12 protein-coding genes, 1 pseudogene and 1 riboswitch are annotated in these 15,352 nt (G+C 60.2%); of the genes and pseudogenes, 7 read left to right on the top strand and 6 right to left on the bottom strand.

Annotated elements, in window-relative coordinates; translation table 11 throughout:
• The first annotated feature begins 21 nt into the window (after positions 1–21).
• Positions 22–645 carry an SOS response-associated peptidase gene (locus ACOYXH_RS20430; protein WP_095050627.1) on the top strand — a complete coding sequence of 208 codons (624 nt, stop codon included), beginning with the start codon at positions 22–24 and terminating at the stop codon, positions 643–645.
• A 206-nt stretch (positions 646–851) separates the two neighbouring features.
• Here ACOYXH_RS20430 and ACOYXH_RS20425 read toward each other — a convergent pair whose 3' ends face one another.
• Both ACOYXH_RS20425 and ACOYXH_RS20420 read right to left on the bottom strand, forming a co-directional pair.
• Positions 852–1,595, bottom strand: coding sequence for a methyl-accepting chemotaxis protein (locus tag ACOYXH_RS20425; RefSeq protein ID WP_371857753.1), 744 nt, complete (start codon positions 1,593–1,595; stop codon positions 852–854).
• 111 nt (positions 1,596–1,706) lie between these two features.
• Positions 1,707–1,904, bottom strand: a pseudogene (locus tag ACOYXH_RS20420) (HAMP domain-containing protein); the annotation flags it as partial.
• Between the two features lie 1,351 nt (positions 1,905–3,255).
• Between ACOYXH_RS20420 and ACOYXH_RS20415 the strand changes: the two are divergent.
• Positions 3,256–4,074: a M48 family metallopeptidase gene (locus ACOYXH_RS20415; RefSeq protein WP_095050629.1), complete on the top strand. Its 819-nt coding sequence runs from the start codon at positions 3,256–3,258 to the stop codon at positions 4,072–4,074.
• Positions 4,075–4,198: 124 nt separating this feature from the next.
• On the opposite strand, the gene ACOYXH_RS20410 is transcribed toward ACOYXH_RS20415, so the two are convergent.
• The 3 genes from ACOYXH_RS20410 to ACOYXH_RS20400 all read right to left on the bottom strand — a co-directional run bounded on the left by ACOYXH_RS20410 (position 4,199) and on the right by ACOYXH_RS20400 (position 7,031).
• Positions 4,199–4,783, bottom strand: a complete 585-nt coding sequence (locus ACOYXH_RS20410; RefSeq protein ID WP_077574495.1) for a TMEM165/GDT1 family protein — start codon at positions 4,781–4,783, stop codon at positions 4,199–4,201.
• 87 nt (positions 4,784–4,870) lie between these two features.
• Positions 4,871–4,995, bottom strand: a riboswitch (yybP-ykoY riboswitch).
• A 39-nt stretch (positions 4,996–5,034) separates the two neighbouring features.
• A complete protein-coding gene (locus ACOYXH_RS20405; RefSeq protein ID WP_095050630.1) occupies positions 5,035–6,033 on the bottom strand; it encodes a class I SAM-dependent methyltransferase in 999 nt (332 codons plus the stop codon).
• 32 nt (positions 6,034–6,065) lie between these two features.
• Positions 6,066–7,031: a 2-hydroxyacid dehydrogenase gene (locus ACOYXH_RS20400; protein ID WP_095050631.1), complete on the bottom strand. Its 966-nt coding sequence runs from the start codon at positions 7,029–7,031 to the stop codon at positions 6,066–6,068.
• A gap of 91 nt (positions 7,032–7,122) precedes the next feature.
• Between ACOYXH_RS20400 and ACOYXH_RS20395 the strand changes: the two genes are divergently transcribed.
• Complete coding sequence (locus ACOYXH_RS20395; RefSeq protein WP_093441294.1) at positions 7,123–7,752, top strand: LysE family translocator; 630 nt, start codon at positions 7,123–7,125, stop codon at positions 7,750–7,752.
• Between the two features lie 117 nt (positions 7,753–7,869).
• Here ACOYXH_RS20395 and ACOYXH_RS20390 read toward each other — a convergent pair whose 3' ends face one another.
• Positions 7,870–8,634, bottom strand: coding sequence for an AraC family transcriptional regulator (locus ACOYXH_RS20390; protein ID WP_095050632.1), 765 nt, complete (start codon positions 8,632–8,634; stop codon positions 7,870–7,872).
• 84 nt (positions 8,635–8,718) lie between these two features.
• On the opposite strand from ACOYXH_RS20390, the gene ACOYXH_RS20385 reads away from it, so the two are divergent.
• From ACOYXH_RS20385 to ACOYXH_RS20370, 4 genes are all read left to right on the top strand, one after another.
• On the top strand, positions 8,719–9,903 hold the full coding sequence (locus ACOYXH_RS20385; RefSeq protein WP_220556979.1) for an MFS transporter: 1,185 nt from the start codon (positions 8,719–8,721) through the stop codon (positions 9,901–9,903).
• Positions 9,904–10,049: 146 nt separating this feature from the next.
• Positions 10,050–11,732: a fatty acid--CoA ligase gene (locus tag ACOYXH_RS20380; RefSeq protein WP_220556978.1), complete on the top strand. Its 1,683-nt coding sequence runs from the start codon at positions 10,050–10,052 to the stop codon at positions 11,730–11,732.
• Between the two features lie 337 nt (positions 11,733–12,069).
• Complete coding sequence (locus ACOYXH_RS20375; protein WP_016985157.1) at positions 12,070–13,959, top strand: DUF1302 domain-containing protein; 1,890 nt, start codon at positions 12,070–12,072, stop codon at positions 13,957–13,959.
• Positions 13,960–13,986: 27 nt separating this feature from the next.
• Positions 13,987–15,351 (top strand): DUF1329 domain-containing protein, encoded by a 1,365-nt coding sequence (locus tag ACOYXH_RS20370; protein WP_095050635.1) that lies wholly within the window; start codon positions 13,987–13,989, stop codon positions 15,349–15,351.
• Position 15,352: the final 1 nt, after the last annotated feature.

The raw sequence follows: 15,352 nt of genomic DNA, 5'->3' as shown, positions 1-15,352 counted from the left end.
ACTTCAGAGTCGTGTTGCCCCATGTGTGGACGTTATGCCCTGTTTCGCTGGAACCGCGACTTCGCGGCCCTGCCTGGTTTTCCCGCCGATCAGCAGGCGCAGTGGAACATTTCCCCCAATGATTCGGTGCTGATGCTGCGTGCCAGTGAAGATGGCCAGCGCAGCCTGGCCCGCGCCCGTTGGGGATTAACGCCGCCGTGGCTGACCGATCTGTCGAAAACCCCGGCACATGCCCGGGCGGAAACCGTGGCTGAGCAGCCGATGTTTCGTGAGGCGCTGCGCCAGCGTCGTTGCCTGCTACCGGCGAATGGTTTTTACGAATGGCGCGGGACCCAGCGCAAGCGGCCGTTCTGGCTGACGCCGGGGGAGGGTTCTTCGCTGTTTTTCGCGGCGATCTGGGAGGCTTATCCGGTGCAGGAACAGGTGTGGTTGAGTACGGCGGTGATTACTCAGCCGGCGTCGAGTCAGCGCCGGCCGTTGATTCTCGATGAGGCGGGGCAGGCGGCGTGGCTCGATCCCGAGACGCCGTTGCATGTGTTGCAGGGGTTGCTGGCCAGTGAACCCGCGGCGCTGCGTGAGCGGGTGTTGGCGAATCTGATCAATGATCCGAAGCTCAACGGGCCGGAGTGTTTGACCCCGGGCTAAAGCCTGCAGATCAAAAGCCCCTCACCCTAGCCCTCTCCCAGAGGGAGAGGGGACTGACCGCGGGATATTGACGAAACACACCGACTTGAAAGCTTTTCACCGAATCCATAATCGCCACGATTTTTCAGGTCGATGTATGACGGGAGACAACTCGGTCGGCCCCCTCTCCCTCCGGGAGAGGGCTGGGGTGAGGGGCTTTTCGCTTTTCAGACCTTGAACTGATTGATCAACCGCCGCTGCTGCTCTGCCAGTTTGGTCAAATCGGCACTTGCCGAACTCGACTCATCCGCGCCCCCCGCCACTTCATTGGCCACTTGCCCGATGTTGATCACATTGCGGTTGATGTCATCGGCCACCGCACTCTGCTCTTCCGCCGCACTGGCAATCTGCGTGTTCATGTCGTTGATCACCGAAACCGCCTGGGTGATCGTTTCCAGCGCCTCAGCCGCTTTCGCCGCATGCTGCACGCTTTCATCGGTGCGGTTCTGGCTGTCTTCCATGACCCGCACGACATCGCGGGTGCCTTGTTGCAGTTGTTGGATCATGCTCTGGATTTCTTCAGTGGCTTTCTGGGTTTTCTGCGCCAGATTGCGCACCTCGTCGGCCACCACGGCAAACCCACGACCCTGTTCACCGGCACGCGCCGCCTCGATCGCCGCGTTCAGGGCCAGCAGGTTGGTCTGCTCGGCGATGCCGCGAATGGCGGTGAGAATGGCGTTGATGTTCTCGCTGTCCTTGGCCAGGGTCTGTACCACATCCACCGCTTTGCCGATTTCCACTGCCAATACGCCAATCGAATTGGACGTATCGCGGACAATCTGCATGCCCTGGCTGGCGGCCTGGTCGGCATGACTGGCCGCTTGTGCCGCCTGCGTCGCGTTCCGCGCGACATCCTGCGCGGTGGCGGTCATTTCCTGCACCGCCGTGGCGACCTGATCGATCTCGGCCATTTGTTTTTGAATGCCGATGTTGGTACGAATGGCGATGTCAGCGGTGTGTTCCGAGGAATCGCTGACGCTCTGTACCGACGTCACCACCTGCGTGATCATCGCCTGCAACTTAGCCAAAAAGGTGTTGAAGCCCTTGGCGATCGAGCCCAGTTCATCACTGCGATCGCTGCTCAAGCGTCGGGTCAGATCACCTTCACCCTGAGCGATGTCATTGAGCATCGCGACCATCTGTTTCAGCGGTCGGGCGATGCCGTGGCCGACCAGCCAGATCACCAGCAGGCCGAGGCCGGCGATCAGCAGACCGACCATGGCCATGCCGAAGGTGTCGGATTTGCGTTGCGCATCGAGGTCGGCCTGCAGTTTTTGCAGATCCGCCATCACGGCGTTGAGCGGCAGTTGCAGCATCAATGTCCAGCGCGCGTCGGTCTGACCGATGCCGAACGGCAGGTACAACTCGATGCGGCCCTTGTCCTTGTTGACCGAGTAAGTCACTTCGCCGCGTTTGAGATTGGCCAGGTTGGCGGTCTGCCCGGCGTCGAGGATGTCGCTGACTTTCTCGCCGAATTTGCTCGGGTCTTGGGTGTACGCGACGATCCGGCCGTTGCCGCCGATCAGGGCCATTTGCCCGGCGCCGCTGTACAGCTTTTGGTTGGCGCCGAGGAGCATTTCCTGAATGAAGTTCACCGACAGGTCGGCGCCGACAATGCCCTGGAAGGCACCGTTAAGCATGATCGGCTCGATAAAGGAGGCGAGCATGACGATCTTGTCGCCGACCTTGTACGGCGCCGGATCGATCACGCAGGCTTTCTTCGTTTCCTTCGAGCACAAGTAGTACTCGCTGGCGCGCACGCCGGTGGACAGGGTTTTCTGGTCGTCGACGTCGACCAGTTTGTCCAGGCCGAGGGTGCCGTCATCGTTGCGGAACCACCACGGCAGGAAGCGCCCGTTGGCGGCATCGATGCCAACGACGCTGGTGCCGACGTAGGCCGCGTCATTGTGGTCCAGGGCGTTCTTTTCCCAGCCGATGTAAGTGCCGAGAATCTTCGGGTTCTTCTCGACGTTTTCTTTGATCAGGCTGATCAGTTGCTCGCGGCTGACGCTCAGGCGTGGCTGGCCATCGGCGCCCGGCGTGCCGAGCAGGGCGTTGACTCGCACCAGGCCGCCGGCAATCAGCAGCGGCGCCTCGAGCTCGCGCTGGATCTGGCTGACCTGGGTTTGCGCCAGCGAGGTCAGGCGCTGTTCGATGACTTGCTCGAATTGCGCCTGGGTGCGTTGTTGCACCATTTCTTGCGTGCGCGCACCGGAGAACAGCGCATACAGCACCAGCGCGGCGACCACACTGAGCACGATGGCGCCGGCCAGGGCGGCGACGGAAAACTGGATCGACTTGAACTTCATGGGAGCTCCGCACGCAAGAGGACGTCTGCGCTGATGTATCGGCAGCGGGCATTGGGCCATGAGTGCGAGCCGGAGCAATTGAAAGCTAATGTCGCAAATGGATCAGTGCGCGACGCAGTTGCACGGGACTTGGCGGTCGCTGTGAATTTTTTGCGACAGCTCTGGTGGGAAACGTCTGAAAGTCGCTGCAACACGTCCGTTGTATCTGGCGTCGATACAATTACCCGCCTAGGATACGCGCAGGTTTTCAGGGAGCTTTTGAATGAACAAGACATTGGTTGTAAGTGCACTGAGCGCAGCGCTGTTGCTGGTCGGTTGTCAGTCGGTCAACACCACCAGCGGCGGCGCCGTGGGGGTGGAGCGCAAGCAGTACATGTTCAGCATGCTGTCCTCGCAAGAGGTCGACCAGATGTATGCCCAGTCGTATCAGAAGACCGTCGGCGAGGCGTCCAGCAAAGGTGTGCTGGACAAGACCAGCCCCGAGGCCAAGCGGGTTCAGGCGATTGCCAACCGCCTGATCGCCCAGGCGCCGAACTTCCGTCCGGATGCGGCGCAATGGCAGTGGGAAGTCAATCTGATCAAGAGTGATGAACTCAACGCCAACTGCGGGCCCGGCGGCAAGATCATTTTCTACACCGGGCTGATCGACAGCCTGAAGCTCACCGACGATGAAATCGCTGCGGTCATGGGCCATGAAATCGCGCATGCCCTGCGCGAACACGGTCGTGAAGCGATGTCCAAGGCGTACGGGATTGAAATGGCCAAGCAGGGCGCAGGTGCATTGCTCGGTCTGGGTCAGGACAGTCTGGCGCTGGCCGACACCGTGGCCAACTACGGCATGACCCTGCCGAACAGCCGTGCCAACGAAAACGAAGCCGACCTGATCGGTCTGGAACTGGCCGCACGCGCCGGTTACAACCCGAACGCCGCGATCACTTTGTGGAACAAGATGAGCAAGGCATCGGAAGGTTCGCCGCCGGAGTTCATGAGCACTCACCCGGCTTCGACCAGCCGGATTGCCTCGTTGCAGGCGGCAATTCCGAAGGTTATGCCGTTGTACGAAAAAGCTCCTAAATCCTGAGTCGGTGATCGTTCCCACGCTCTGCGTGGGAATGCCTCAAGGGACGCTCCGCGTTCCAAGCGGGACGCAGAGCGTCCCCGGCTGCATTCCCACGCAGAGCGTGGGAACGATCCTTCTCTGAGGATTAAACCCAGCCACTGCTCTGCATCGCCTTGTACACCGCAACAATCGCCAAAATCATGAATGCCGAAGCGGCGAGGCGACGGATCAAGGTCAGTGGCAGTTTGTCTGCGGCGAAGTTACCTGCCAGCACCACCGGCACGTTGGCAATCAACATGCCCGCCGTGGTACCGATAATCACCAGCCACAGTTCCGGATATTGCGCGGCGAGCATCACCGTCGCGACCTGAGTCTTGTCACCCATTTCTGCGAGGAAAAACGCAATCAGCGTGGTCAAGAACGGCCCGAACTTGCGTGCGGTGCTGGTTTCATCGTCATCCATTTTGTCCGGGACCAGTGTCCACAGCGCAGTGGCCGTAAAGCTTGCGGCGAGAATCCAGTGCAGCGTGGCATTCGAGAAGAAGCTGCCAAACCAGGCGCCTACCGCACCGGCTGCTGCGTGGTTGGCCAGGGTCGCGGCGACAATACCGGCAATGATCGGCCAGGGTTTGCGGAAGCGAGCGGCGAGAATCAGCGCGAGCAGTTGCGTCTTGTCGCCGATTTCGGCCAAGGCCACGATTGCGGTGGGAACGAGTAACGAGTCCAGCATCAGGATTTCCTAAGGGGCGGGTCGACACGGCTATGACACGTACAGCCTTCCCGCCCCGGGTAAGGTGTGCGTGTCATAGGTCTTGTCAAACCCTGCGATCCGTCTGCTGCGGACGCTTGGGTCGCATACGCCATGATCTGAGGATCAAGTATGTTGACGTATGCCGGACGAGCTTGGCGCTCGTGGGAGACTACTCCCCTAGGACGGAGCGGATTCTGCCTTCGCAAATCCGATTGAGCAAGAACAAATTTTCAGCCGCGCTTGGCCCGGTAAATCCGGAAACCATTGCCTTCGGCCTTGATTGCACAGACGCCCAGATGCTCTTCGATCAGCGGTTGATACTTGAGGAAGCTGTTCGCCACCAAGCGCAGTTCGCCGCCATTTTTCAGATGTTTGGCCGCTTTTCGCAGCAAGTTCTCGGTTGCGAAATAATCGGTGTGCACGCCGACATGGAACGGTGGATTGCTCAGAATCGCACTCAAACCCATCGGCGCGGCATCGATACCGTCGCCAGTCAGCACTTCAGCTTCCAGACCATTGGCCGCCAATGTCAGGCGACTGCTGGCGGCGGCGAACGCATCGACATCAAGCAGGGTCACCTGATTGTGTGGGTAGCGACGCTTGACCGCAGCGCCCAGAACACCGGCACCGCAACCGAAGTCGAGCAGATGGCCGCTCGGCAATTTGTCCAGATGCTCCAGCAGCAGGGCGCTGCCGCGATCCAGGCGACCGTGGCTGAACACGCCCGGCAGGCTGATAACTTTCAGCGGACCCTCGGCCAAAGGCAATTCATAGGTCTGCGCCAGGCTTTCCAGGGATTTCACTTCAGGGGCGTTAGCCACGGTGACTTGCCAGAGCTGGCAATGACGCGCGCTGTCGAGTTTGCGCGGCTTGCCGAACGGGTTGAGCTGCTTGGATGCGCCTTCGATGCCGCTGCGCTTTTCCCCGACCAGAAATACTTCACGCCCGGCCAGACGCGAAGCCAGGGCGTTGAGGATGTAGTCGGTGAGGTCTTTGGACTTGGGCAGAAACACCACGGCGCTGTCGAATTCTCGCTCGGGTATGTTCACGCCAAAATGGCTACGGCCTTCAAAGCGTGCGTCCAGCGCGGCCTGGTCGCCGGCATGCCAGCACCAGCCAAATGCGTTGGGCAGGCGCCCGAGCAAATCGTCGGCAGGCAAACCGGCCAACAACAGCGAACCTTGAAATAACTCGGGCTGACGAAGCAGTACTTCACTGCGCGGATCCATAACTGCTCCTCAAAAAAAAGTGCCGCAGTTTATCAACTGACGACCCGCAGCGCCTTACCGCTGAAGAACGCCTGAGCGTTTTCGGTCAATTGGCCGACGATGCGCTGCCGAGCCTCGCGGCTGCCCCAGGCGTTGTGTGGCGTAACGATCAGGCGTGGGATGTCCGCCGCGAGCAACGGATTGCCTTGGGTCGGCGGCTCTACACTCAACACATCGGTGGCCGCGCCGCCAAGGTGACCATTGCGCAGGGCTTCGGCCAGCGCCTGTTCATCGATCAGACCGCCACGCGCGGTGTTGACCACGAACGCACCGGGCTTCATCGACGCCAACTCGCGAGCACCGATGAAATGGCGAGTGTGTTCGTTCAGCGGGCAGTGCAGGGTGAGGGCGTCGATCTGCGGCAACAGTTCATCCAGCGGCAAACGATCCGGACGAGCAGGGCGCCCGGGAATCTGCCCGAGCAACACGCGCATGCCGAACGCTTCGGCCAATCGCGCCACAGCGCCGCCGAGTTCGCCATGACCGAGCAGGCCGAGGGTTTTGCCTTCCAGCTCGACAATCGGATAGTCGAGCAGGCAGAACTGTTTGGCTTGCTGCCAGCGACCTTCGCCAACGGCTTTTTGATAATCGGCCAGACGCGTGGCGAGGTTGAGCAACAGCATGATCGTGTGTTGCGCCACCGACGGCGTGCCGTAACCCTGGCAGTTGCACACGGTGATGCCCTGAGCACGAGCGGCGACGAGGTCGACGTTGTTGGTGCCCGTGGCGGTGATCAGGATCAGTTTCAGAGCGGGGTTGGCGGCCATGGCGGCAGCGTTGATCATGATCTTGTTGGTGATCGCCACCGTCGCCCCTTGCAGGCGCTCGGCAACCTGCTCGGGCAAGGTCTGGGCGAAAAGCTGCAGATCGCTGAAACACTCGCGCAGCGGACTGAGGTCGAGGTCGCCGAGATCCAGCGAAGGGTGATCAAGGAATACCGCGCGGTGCGTGTTGGTCATCAACTGTACCTTTCGTGCTGTGAGCGTAGGGCGTAATCTGCCGAGCCTACCAGATGAAACAAATTGATACGCTTGGCCGAAAGGAGCCCCCATGTACTGGACCGAGTTCTTGACCGTTGCACTGATCCACTTGCTGGCCGTCGCCAGCCCCGGCCCGGACTTCGCCGTGGTGGTGCGCGAGAGCGTGACCCACGGTCGCCGCGCCGGCACCTGGACCGCGCTGGGCGTGGGCACGGCGATTTTCCTGCACGTTGGTTATTCGCTGCTCGGTATCGGCCTGATCGTGTCGCAATCGATCGTGTTGTTCAACGCGTTGAAATGGGCGGCGGCGGCTTACTTGCTGTACATCGGCTTCAAGGCATTGCGCGCGCAACCAGCGAAAGCCGTGGCCGATGACTTGCACAAAGAGGCCGGCGTACGCACGGCGCGCGGCGCGTTCACGTCAGGCTTCGTGACCAATGGTCTGAATCCGAAAGCCACGCTGTTCTTCCTGTCGCTATTCACCGTGGTGATCAACCCGCACACGCCACTGGCGGTGCAGGCCGGTTACGGGATTTACCTGGCGGTCGCGACTGCGTTTTGGTTCTGTCTGGTGGCGATGTTGTTTAGTCAGCAGCGGGTGCGTGCCGGTTTTGCCCGCATGGGCCACTGGTTCGACCGCACCATGGGCGCGGTGCTGATCGCTCTCGGCGTGAAAATCGCGTTCACCGAGATGCACTGATCTCAGAACCGCGACTTAAATCTGTGGGAGCGAGGCTGCTCGCGAAGGCGTTGGGTCAGTCGACATTATTGGTGGCTGAAAGACCGCTTTCGCGAGCAGGCTCGCTCCCAAAGGGCCTTACACAAGTTCGCTGAGTTTGCTCAGGGTGTTCAGGTAGTCGCGGGGATTCTCTCCCAGCAAACGGCGAAACATCGCGCTGAACGCCCGTGCGCTGCCGTAACCCAAGTCCTGCGCCACACGCTGCACGCTGTCCCCAGCGAGCAGGCGCGGCAGGGCTTCCATCAGGCGCAGTTGCTGACGCCAGGCGTTGAAACTCATCTGCACTTGTTGCTGAAACAGCCGCGACAGCGTGCGTGAGCTGGCGCCGACCTGCTGCGCCCAGTCTTCCAGCGTATTGGTGTGATCGGGGGTGTGCAGCAGTGCCAGACAAATGTTTTGCAGGCGCCGGTCGGTTGGCATCGGAATGTGCAGCGGCAGGTTTTCCAGACCGGCGAGCTCTTCCAGCATCAACTGCTGAATCAGCGGATTGTCGGCATGCGGCGGCCCTTGCACGGCACGCAGGATCAGCTCGCGCAGCAGCGGCGTCACCGCCAATACGCAGCACTGTTGCAGGCTGGCGGGTGACAGTTCTGGGGCGATGAACAGCGAGCGCATCTGCACGTCGCCGCTCATGAAAATCTCGTGCGCCACTTCTGGCGGAATCCACACCGCGCGACTTGGCGGAATCACCCATGCACCCGAGTCCGTGACCACGCGCATGATCCCGCTGACGGCATACAACAACTGCGCCTCACGATGCAGGTGCAGCGGCTGGTGCGCGCCATCCAGATAATCCCGGGGGTAGGCGCTCACCGGGCCGTGTTCGAAATGGCTGATCAACATGTCTGATTCGATGACTTGTCTGGCAGGAATGCGCTTTGTGGCCAACTTAGCATAGCGCCACACAACAACGTAAAGCGTGCCGCCATGAATCAATCCAGAAACGTCATTCGCTATATCAACGCCGCCCATGTGATCGATCACATGTTCATGCTGATATTTCCCGCCGCCGTGCTCGGTATGACGCAAGCCTTCGGTCTCGACTACGCCACGCTAATCGGCCTGTCACTGGGCGGCTTCATTGCCTTCGGCGCGTGTTCGCTACCCGCTGGTTGGCTGGGCGATCACTGGAGTCGGCGGCAGATGATGCTGGTATTTTTCTTCGGCATCGGCGCTTCAGCGATTTTCACTGGCCTGAGCAGCAGCCCGGCCATGCTGGTGATCGGTCTGACCCTGATCGGTATTTTTGCGGCGATTTATCACCCGGTCGGCACGGCGATGTTGGTCGCTTATGCACAAAATCGCGGCCGGGAAATCGGCATCAACGGTATGTGGGGGAATCTGGGTGTGGCGTTTTCGGCGCTGATCACCGGTTTGCTGGTGGCGCAATTCGGCTGGCGCTCGGCGTTTCTGATACCGGGCGCAGTGGCGATTGTGCTGGGGGTTGGCTTCGCCTTGCACGTGCGTGAAGAGCCGATTCCGAAGCGTGCGCACACGCCACTCAAGGGGGCCGCTGGCCAGCGTATTTCCATGCTCATGGTGTTCGGCGTGCTGGCGCTGGCGACGGCCACTGGCGGCGTGGTGTTCAACGCCACCACCATGACCTATCCGAAGCTGTTTCAGGAGCGTTTGCATGAGCTGTTTGCCTCGCCGCAAACCCTTGGTGTGGTGGTCAGTCTGGCCTATGCCTTTGGTGCGGTTGCACAGTTGAGCATTGGTCGGGTGTTGCATCGGCTCAGCCTGAAATGGCCGTTCATTGTCCTGACGCTGTGCCAGGCACCGCTGCTGTTTGCGCTGGCCTATGCCGACGGCTGGGCGGTGATCGCCCTCGGCGCAGCGTTCATGTTCGTGGTCTTCGGTCAGGTCACCGTCAACGATGCGATGGTCGCCAACTTCGTCGCCCCGCAATGGCAATCACGGGTGTTCGCCCTGCGTTACTGTTTATCGTTCGGTGCCAGTGCGACGGCGATTCCGCTGATTTCCTATGTCGAACCGCGCCATGGTTTTGTAGGCCTGTACTTGATTCTTGCGGGTTTCGGCGCTTTGACCTTCCTTGCAGCAGTCGTATTCCCACGGACGCCTTCCGAGGAGGCTGTAGGGCAAACAGCCTGATCAATAGCGAAAACCGGCAAATGCTGGCGCAAAGCTAGCATTTGTACGGCTTTGCAAATCATTCCTTTGGCTGATTTGGCTGGCGTATAAGGGTTCTAGAGTACCGATCTCTACGCCAACACCGTGCAGTCAGAAAAGGGATTCTTATGTTGCAGACTCGCGTCATTCCCCCGGCCGATGGGGCCTACCAGTATCCATTGCTGATCAAACGGCTGCTGATGTCCGGCGCCCGTTACGAGAAAACCCGCGAGATCATTTACCGTGACCAGATCCGCTATAGCTACCCGACCCTGATCGAGCGTGTGGCGCGGTTGGCCAACGTGCTCACGGCGGCCGGTGTGAAGGCCGGTGACACCGTGGCGGTGATGGACTGGGACAGCCATCGTTACCTGGAATGCATGTTTGCGATCCCGATGATTGGCGCGGTGATTCATACCATCAACGTGCGCCTGTCGCCGGAACAGATCCTCTACACCATGAACCACGCCGAGGACCGCTTTGTGCTGGTCAACAGCGAGTTCGTCGGTCTTTACCAGGCAATCGCACCGCACCTGAGCACGGTCGAGAAAACCCTGCTGCTGACTGATCTGCCGGAAAAAACCGCCGAGCTGCCGAACCTGGTCGGTGAGTACGAACAACTGCTGGCCGCCGCGAGCCCGCAGTACGACTTCCAGGACTTCGACGAAAACTCGGTCGCCACCACCTTCTACACCACTGGCACCACCGGCAACCCGAAAGGCGTGTATTTCACCCATCGGCAACTGGTCCTCCACACCATGGGTGTGTCGACGATCATGGGCGCGATCGACAGCGTGCGCCTGCTCGGCACCAACGACGTGTACATGCCGATCACACCGATGTTCCATGTACACGCCTGGGGCCTGCCGTATGTGGCGACCATGCTTGGCCTCAAACAGGTTTATCCGGGGCGCTACGATCCGGAGTTTCTCGTCGAGTTGTGGCGCAAGGAGAAGGTTACCTTCTCCCACTGCGTGCCGACCATCCTGCAAATGCTGCTCAACGCCAAAGGCGCGCAGGGCACCGATTTCGGCGGCTGGAAAATTGTCATCGGCGGCAGCGCGCTCAATCGCACCTTGTATGAAACCGCCAAGGCGCGGGGTATTCAGCTCACCGCTGCGTACGGCATGTCGGAAACCGGGCCGCTTGTATCCTGTGCGCACCTCAATGATGAGTTGATGGCCGGCACTGAAGACGAACGCACCACCTACCGGATCAAGGCCGGCGTGCCGGGGCCGCTGGTGGAAGCGGCGATTGTCGATGCCGAGGGTAACTTTCTCCCGGCCGACGGCGAGACCCAGGGCGAACTGGTACTGCGTGCGCCATGGCTCACCGAAGGCTATTTCAACGAACCGCAGAAGGGCGCCGAGCTCTGGGCTGGTGGCTGGTTGCACACCGGCGACGTTGCCACACTCGACAGCATGGGCGTGATCGACATCCGCGACCGCATCAAGGATGTGATCAAGACCGGCGGCGAGTGGATCTCTTCGCTGGATCTCGAAGACCTGATCAGCCGTCACGTTGCGGTACGCGAAGTAGCAGTGGTGGGCATCGCCGATCCGCAGTGGGGCGAGCGTCCGTTTGCCTTGCTGGTAATCCGTGAAGGGCATGTGATCGGGGCACGCGAGCTCAAGGAACACCTCAAGCCGTTCGTGGAATTGGGGCACCTGAGCAAGTGGGCGATCCCGAGTCAGATCGCCCTTGTTACCGAAATTCCCAAGACCAGTGTCGGCAAGCTCGACAAGAAGCGCATCCGCCTCGACATCACCGAATGGCAGGCCAACAACAGCACCTTCCTCTCGACACTTTGAGTGTCTGCTGGCGCGCCGAAACCGGCGCGCCAGACCCACCAAGCAAGCGCTTGGCTTGTGAAATCGAAAAAATCAGCCATCCTTGCCGTGCCGACATGCGTCGGACTGGCGAAAGGACTGTTCCAGAGTGGTTGGCAGCTGCAAATCACACTTTAGAGGGATCAAGCAGTACCACCTGCTGGCTATAGTCCGCTCAAGGATTTTTAAGAACGGGGCACACGCACAAAACGGGGCGATGCATTTTTGGAGTGATTTCGGGTTGTCTCTGGCACCCGGTCCTTCAGGCGTTTTTAAAAGTACTCACTGCCATAACAATAATGCACATGGAGTAGCGTCGATGACCTCAGTAAACCAGTTCTGGCGCCGGGCGAAACTGCCTCTGGCAGTCAGTCTTGCCTCTTCGCTCGCCGGGCCCGCATTCGGCGTCAGTTTCAACGTCGGTGAAATCGAAGGCCAGTTCGACTCATCCCTGTCGATCGGTGCCAGTTGGTCTACTCAGAGCCCGAACAAGAACCTCATCGGCGTCAACAACGGCGGCCACGGCCTGTCGCAAACGTCCGATGACGGTCACGCCAACTTCAAGAGCGGTGAAACCTTTTCGAAAATCTTCAAGGGCATTCATGACCTTGAACTGAAGTACGGCGACACCGGCGTGTTTGTCCGTGGCAAATACTGGTACGACTTCGAACTCAAGGACGAAAGCCGCGAGTTCAAGGACATCAGCGATTCGGGCCGCAAAGAGGGCGCCAAGTCGTCCGGCGGGCAGATCCTCGACGCCTTCGTCTACCACAACTACGCGATCGCCGATCAGCCGGGCTCCGTGCGTTTGGGCAAGCAGGTGGTGAGCTGGGGTGAAAGTACCTTCATCGGTGGCGGCATCAACTCGATCAACCCGATCGACGTTTCCGCGTTCCGTCGTCCGGGCGCCGAGATCAAGGAAGGCCTGATCCCGGTCAACATGTTCTACGTGTCCCAGAGCCTGACCGAAAACCTTTCGGCCGAAGCGTTCTATCAGCTGGAATGGGACCAGACCGTCGTCGATAACTGCGGCACGTTCTTCTCGCAGCCAGACATCGTTGCCGACGGTTGCAACGACAACCTGCGCGTGCTGAACAAGCGTTCGCAAATCCCGGCCATCGCCCTGGGGCCGTTGGCGGCCAACGGTGTCAACGTCAACGAAGAAGGCGTTCTGGTGCGCCGCGGTCCGGATCGTGATGCCCGTGACAGCGGCCAGTGGGGCGCGTCCTTCAAGTACATGTACGAACCGCTGGACACCGAGTTCGGCGCCTACTTCATGAACTACCACAGCCGTGCGCCGATCTTCAGCGCCACCGGTGCTCCGCAATCGGTCTACAACACCGCGCGCGCGCTGCCGGGGCCGTTTGCGGCACTTGCGCCATTGCTGGTCGCGGGCAACTCGAATTACTTCATTGAGTACCCTGAAGACATTCGCCTCTACGGTCTGAGCTTCTCCACCACCCTGCCTACCGGTACCGCGTGGAGCGGTGAGATCAGCTACCGTCCGAACGCGCCGGTACAACTGAACTCCACCGACATCCTGTTCGCCGGTGTGCGTCCGATCGGCGGGGCACTGACCAACGCTTCGATCCTCAATGGCGTGCCGGGTCAGGATCTGCACGGTTACGAGCGCAAGGAAATCACCCAGATCCAGACCACGTTCACGCACTTCTTCGATCAGGTCATGGGCGCCAGCCGTCTGACCCTCGTCGGCGAAGTCGGCGCGACCTACGTCGGCGGGCTGGAAAGCCGTTCCGACAAGCGCTATGGCCGCGATCCGGTGTACGGCCCGGGTGAGTTGCCGGCCACTGGCGGTGTGAATACCTGCGCCAATATTCTCAACGCCAGCACCATCAATGGTGCCGGGCCGGGCTCACCGCAGAACAACCGCAGCCGCAATTGCGACAACGACGGCTTCACCACCTCGATGTCGTGGGGCTACCGCGGTCGCGCCATCTGGGAATACAACGACGTCTTCGCCGGTGTGAACCTCAAGCCGAACGTGGCCTGGTCCCACGACGTCAGCGGTTACTCGCCAGGCCCTGGCGGCAACTTCGAGGAAGGTCGCAAAGCGGTCAGCCTGGGCGTCGATGCCGAATACCAGAACACCTACACCGCGAGCCTGGCGTACACCAACTTCTTCGACGGCAAGTACACCACTGTGGATGACCGCGACTTTGTTGCGCTCAGCTTCGGCGTGAACTTCTAAGCACTGCATTTCAGGACGAACGAATTTATGAAAATAACAAAGAGTCTGTTCCACGCCGGTGTTCTGGGCCTGTCGCTGCTGGCGACCGGCGTCATGGCCGCCGTGCCTGCTGCCGAAGCCGACAAACTGGGCAAGAGCCTGACGCCGATGGGAGCGGAAATGGCCGGTAATGCCGACGGTTCGATCCCGGCGTGGAAGCCGCTGCCGAAGAATGCCGGCTCGGTCGACAGCAAGGGTTTCCTGTCCAATCCATACGCCAGTGAGCAACCGCTGTTCACCATCACTGCGAAAGATGTCGACAAGTACAAGGACAAGCTGGCGCCAGGTCAGTACGCGATGTTCAAGCGTTACCCGGACACCTTCAAGATGCCGGTCTACCCGTCCCATCGTGGTGCGACCGTGCCGGATGACGTGTTCGCAGCGATCAAGAAAAACGCCACCACCACCAACCTGGTGTCCGGCGGCAACGGTCTGGAAAACTTCGATACCGCTGTACCGTTCCCGATTCCAAAAACCGGTGTGGAAGTCATCTGGAACCACATCACCCGCTATCGCGGCGGCAGCGTGACTCGTCTGGTGACTCAGGCCACGCCGCAACCGAACGGCTCGTACAGCCTGGTGTACTTCCAGGATCAGTTCGTGTTCCGCGACAAGATGAAGGACTACGATCCGGCGAACCCGGGCAACATCCTGTTTTACTTCAAGCAGAAAGTGACCGCGCCGGCACGTCTGGCCGGTGGTGTGCTGCTGGTGCACGAAACTCTCGATCAGGTGAAGGAACCACGTTCGGCGTGGGTCTACAACGCCGGCCAGCGTCGTGTGCGTCGTGCGCCACAAGTGTCCTATGACGGTCCGGGTACTGCGGCGGATGGCCTGCGTACCTCCGACAACCTCGACATGTTCAACGGTGCGCCGGATCGCTACGACTGGAAGCTCGAAGGCAAGAAAGAGATGTACATCGCCTCCGACAGCTACAAGCTCGACGATCCGAAACTGAAGTACGCCGACATCATCAAGGCCGGTCACATCAACCAGGATCTGGCGCGTTACGAGCTGCGCCGCGTCTGGCATGTGGTTGCCACCCTGAAAGAAGGTCAGCGTCACATCTACGCCAAACGTGACTTCTACATCGATGAAGACACCTGGCAAGCAGCGGTGATCGACCACTACGACGGTCGCGGCCAACTGTGGCGCGTCGCCGAAGCGCATGCCGAGAACTACTACGACAAGCAAGTGCCGTGGTATGCCCTGGAAACCCTCTACGACTTGCAGTCCGGCCGCTATCTGGCACTGGGCATGAAGAACGAAGAGAAGAGTGCGTATGACTTCGGTTTCACCGCCACCACCAGCGACTTCACCCCGGCCGCACTGCGTCAGGATGGCGTTCGCTAAC

Source organism: Pseudomonas sp. Mb7 (assembly GCF_054790525.1).
The sequence above is the reverse complement of the archived record's forward strand: the minus strand, read 5'-3'. Positions and strand labels throughout refer to the sequence as shown.

Bases quoted from the DNA above. Each gene is read 5' to 3' on its own strand.
- ACOYXH_RS20390 (WP_095050632.1), bottom strand. From the start codon at position 8,634: ATGTTGATCAGCCATTTCGAACACGGCCCGGTGAGCGCCTACCCCCGG.
- ACOYXH_RS20425 (WP_371857753.1), bottom strand. From the start codon at position 1,595: ATGGCCGAGATCGATCAGGTCGCCACGGCGGTGCAGGAAATGACCGCC.
- ACOYXH_RS20410 (WP_077574495.1), bottom strand. From the start codon at position 4,783: ATGCTGGACTCGTTACTCGTTCCCACCGCAATCGTGGCCTTGGCCGAA.
- ACOYXH_RS20395 (WP_093441294.1), top strand. From the start codon at position 7,123: ATGTACTGGACCGAGTTCTTGACCGTTGCACTGATCCACTTGCTGGCC.
- ACOYXH_RS20415 (WP_095050629.1), top strand. From the start codon at position 3,256: ATGAACAAGACATTGGTTGTAAGTGCACTGAGCGCAGCGCTGTTGCTG.
- ACOYXH_RS20375 (WP_016985157.1), top strand. From the start codon at position 12,070: ATGACCTCAGTAAACCAGTTCTGGCGCCGGGCGAAACTGCCTCTGGCA.
- ACOYXH_RS20380 (WP_220556978.1), top strand. From the start codon at position 10,050: ATGTTGCAGACTCGCGTCATTCCCCCGGCCGATGGGGCCTACCAGTAT.
- ACOYXH_RS20430 (WP_095050627.1), top strand. From the start codon at position 22: ATGTGTGGACGTTATGCCCTGTTTCGCTGGAACCGCGACTTCGCGGCC.
- ACOYXH_RS20370 (WP_095050635.1), top strand. From the start codon at position 13,987: ATGAAAATAACAAAGAGTCTGTTCCACGCCGGTGTTCTGGGCCTGTCG.
- ACOYXH_RS20405 (WP_095050630.1), bottom strand. From the start codon at position 6,033: ATGGATCCGCGCAGTGAAGTACTGCTTCGTCAGCCCGAGTTATTTCAA.
- ACOYXH_RS20385 (WP_220556979.1), top strand. From the start codon at position 8,719: ATGAATCAATCCAGAAACGTCATTCGCTATATCAACGCCGCCCATGTG.
- ACOYXH_RS20400 (WP_095050631.1), bottom strand. From the start codon at position 7,031: ATGACCAACACGCACCGCGCGGTATTCCTTGATCACCCTTCGCTGGAT.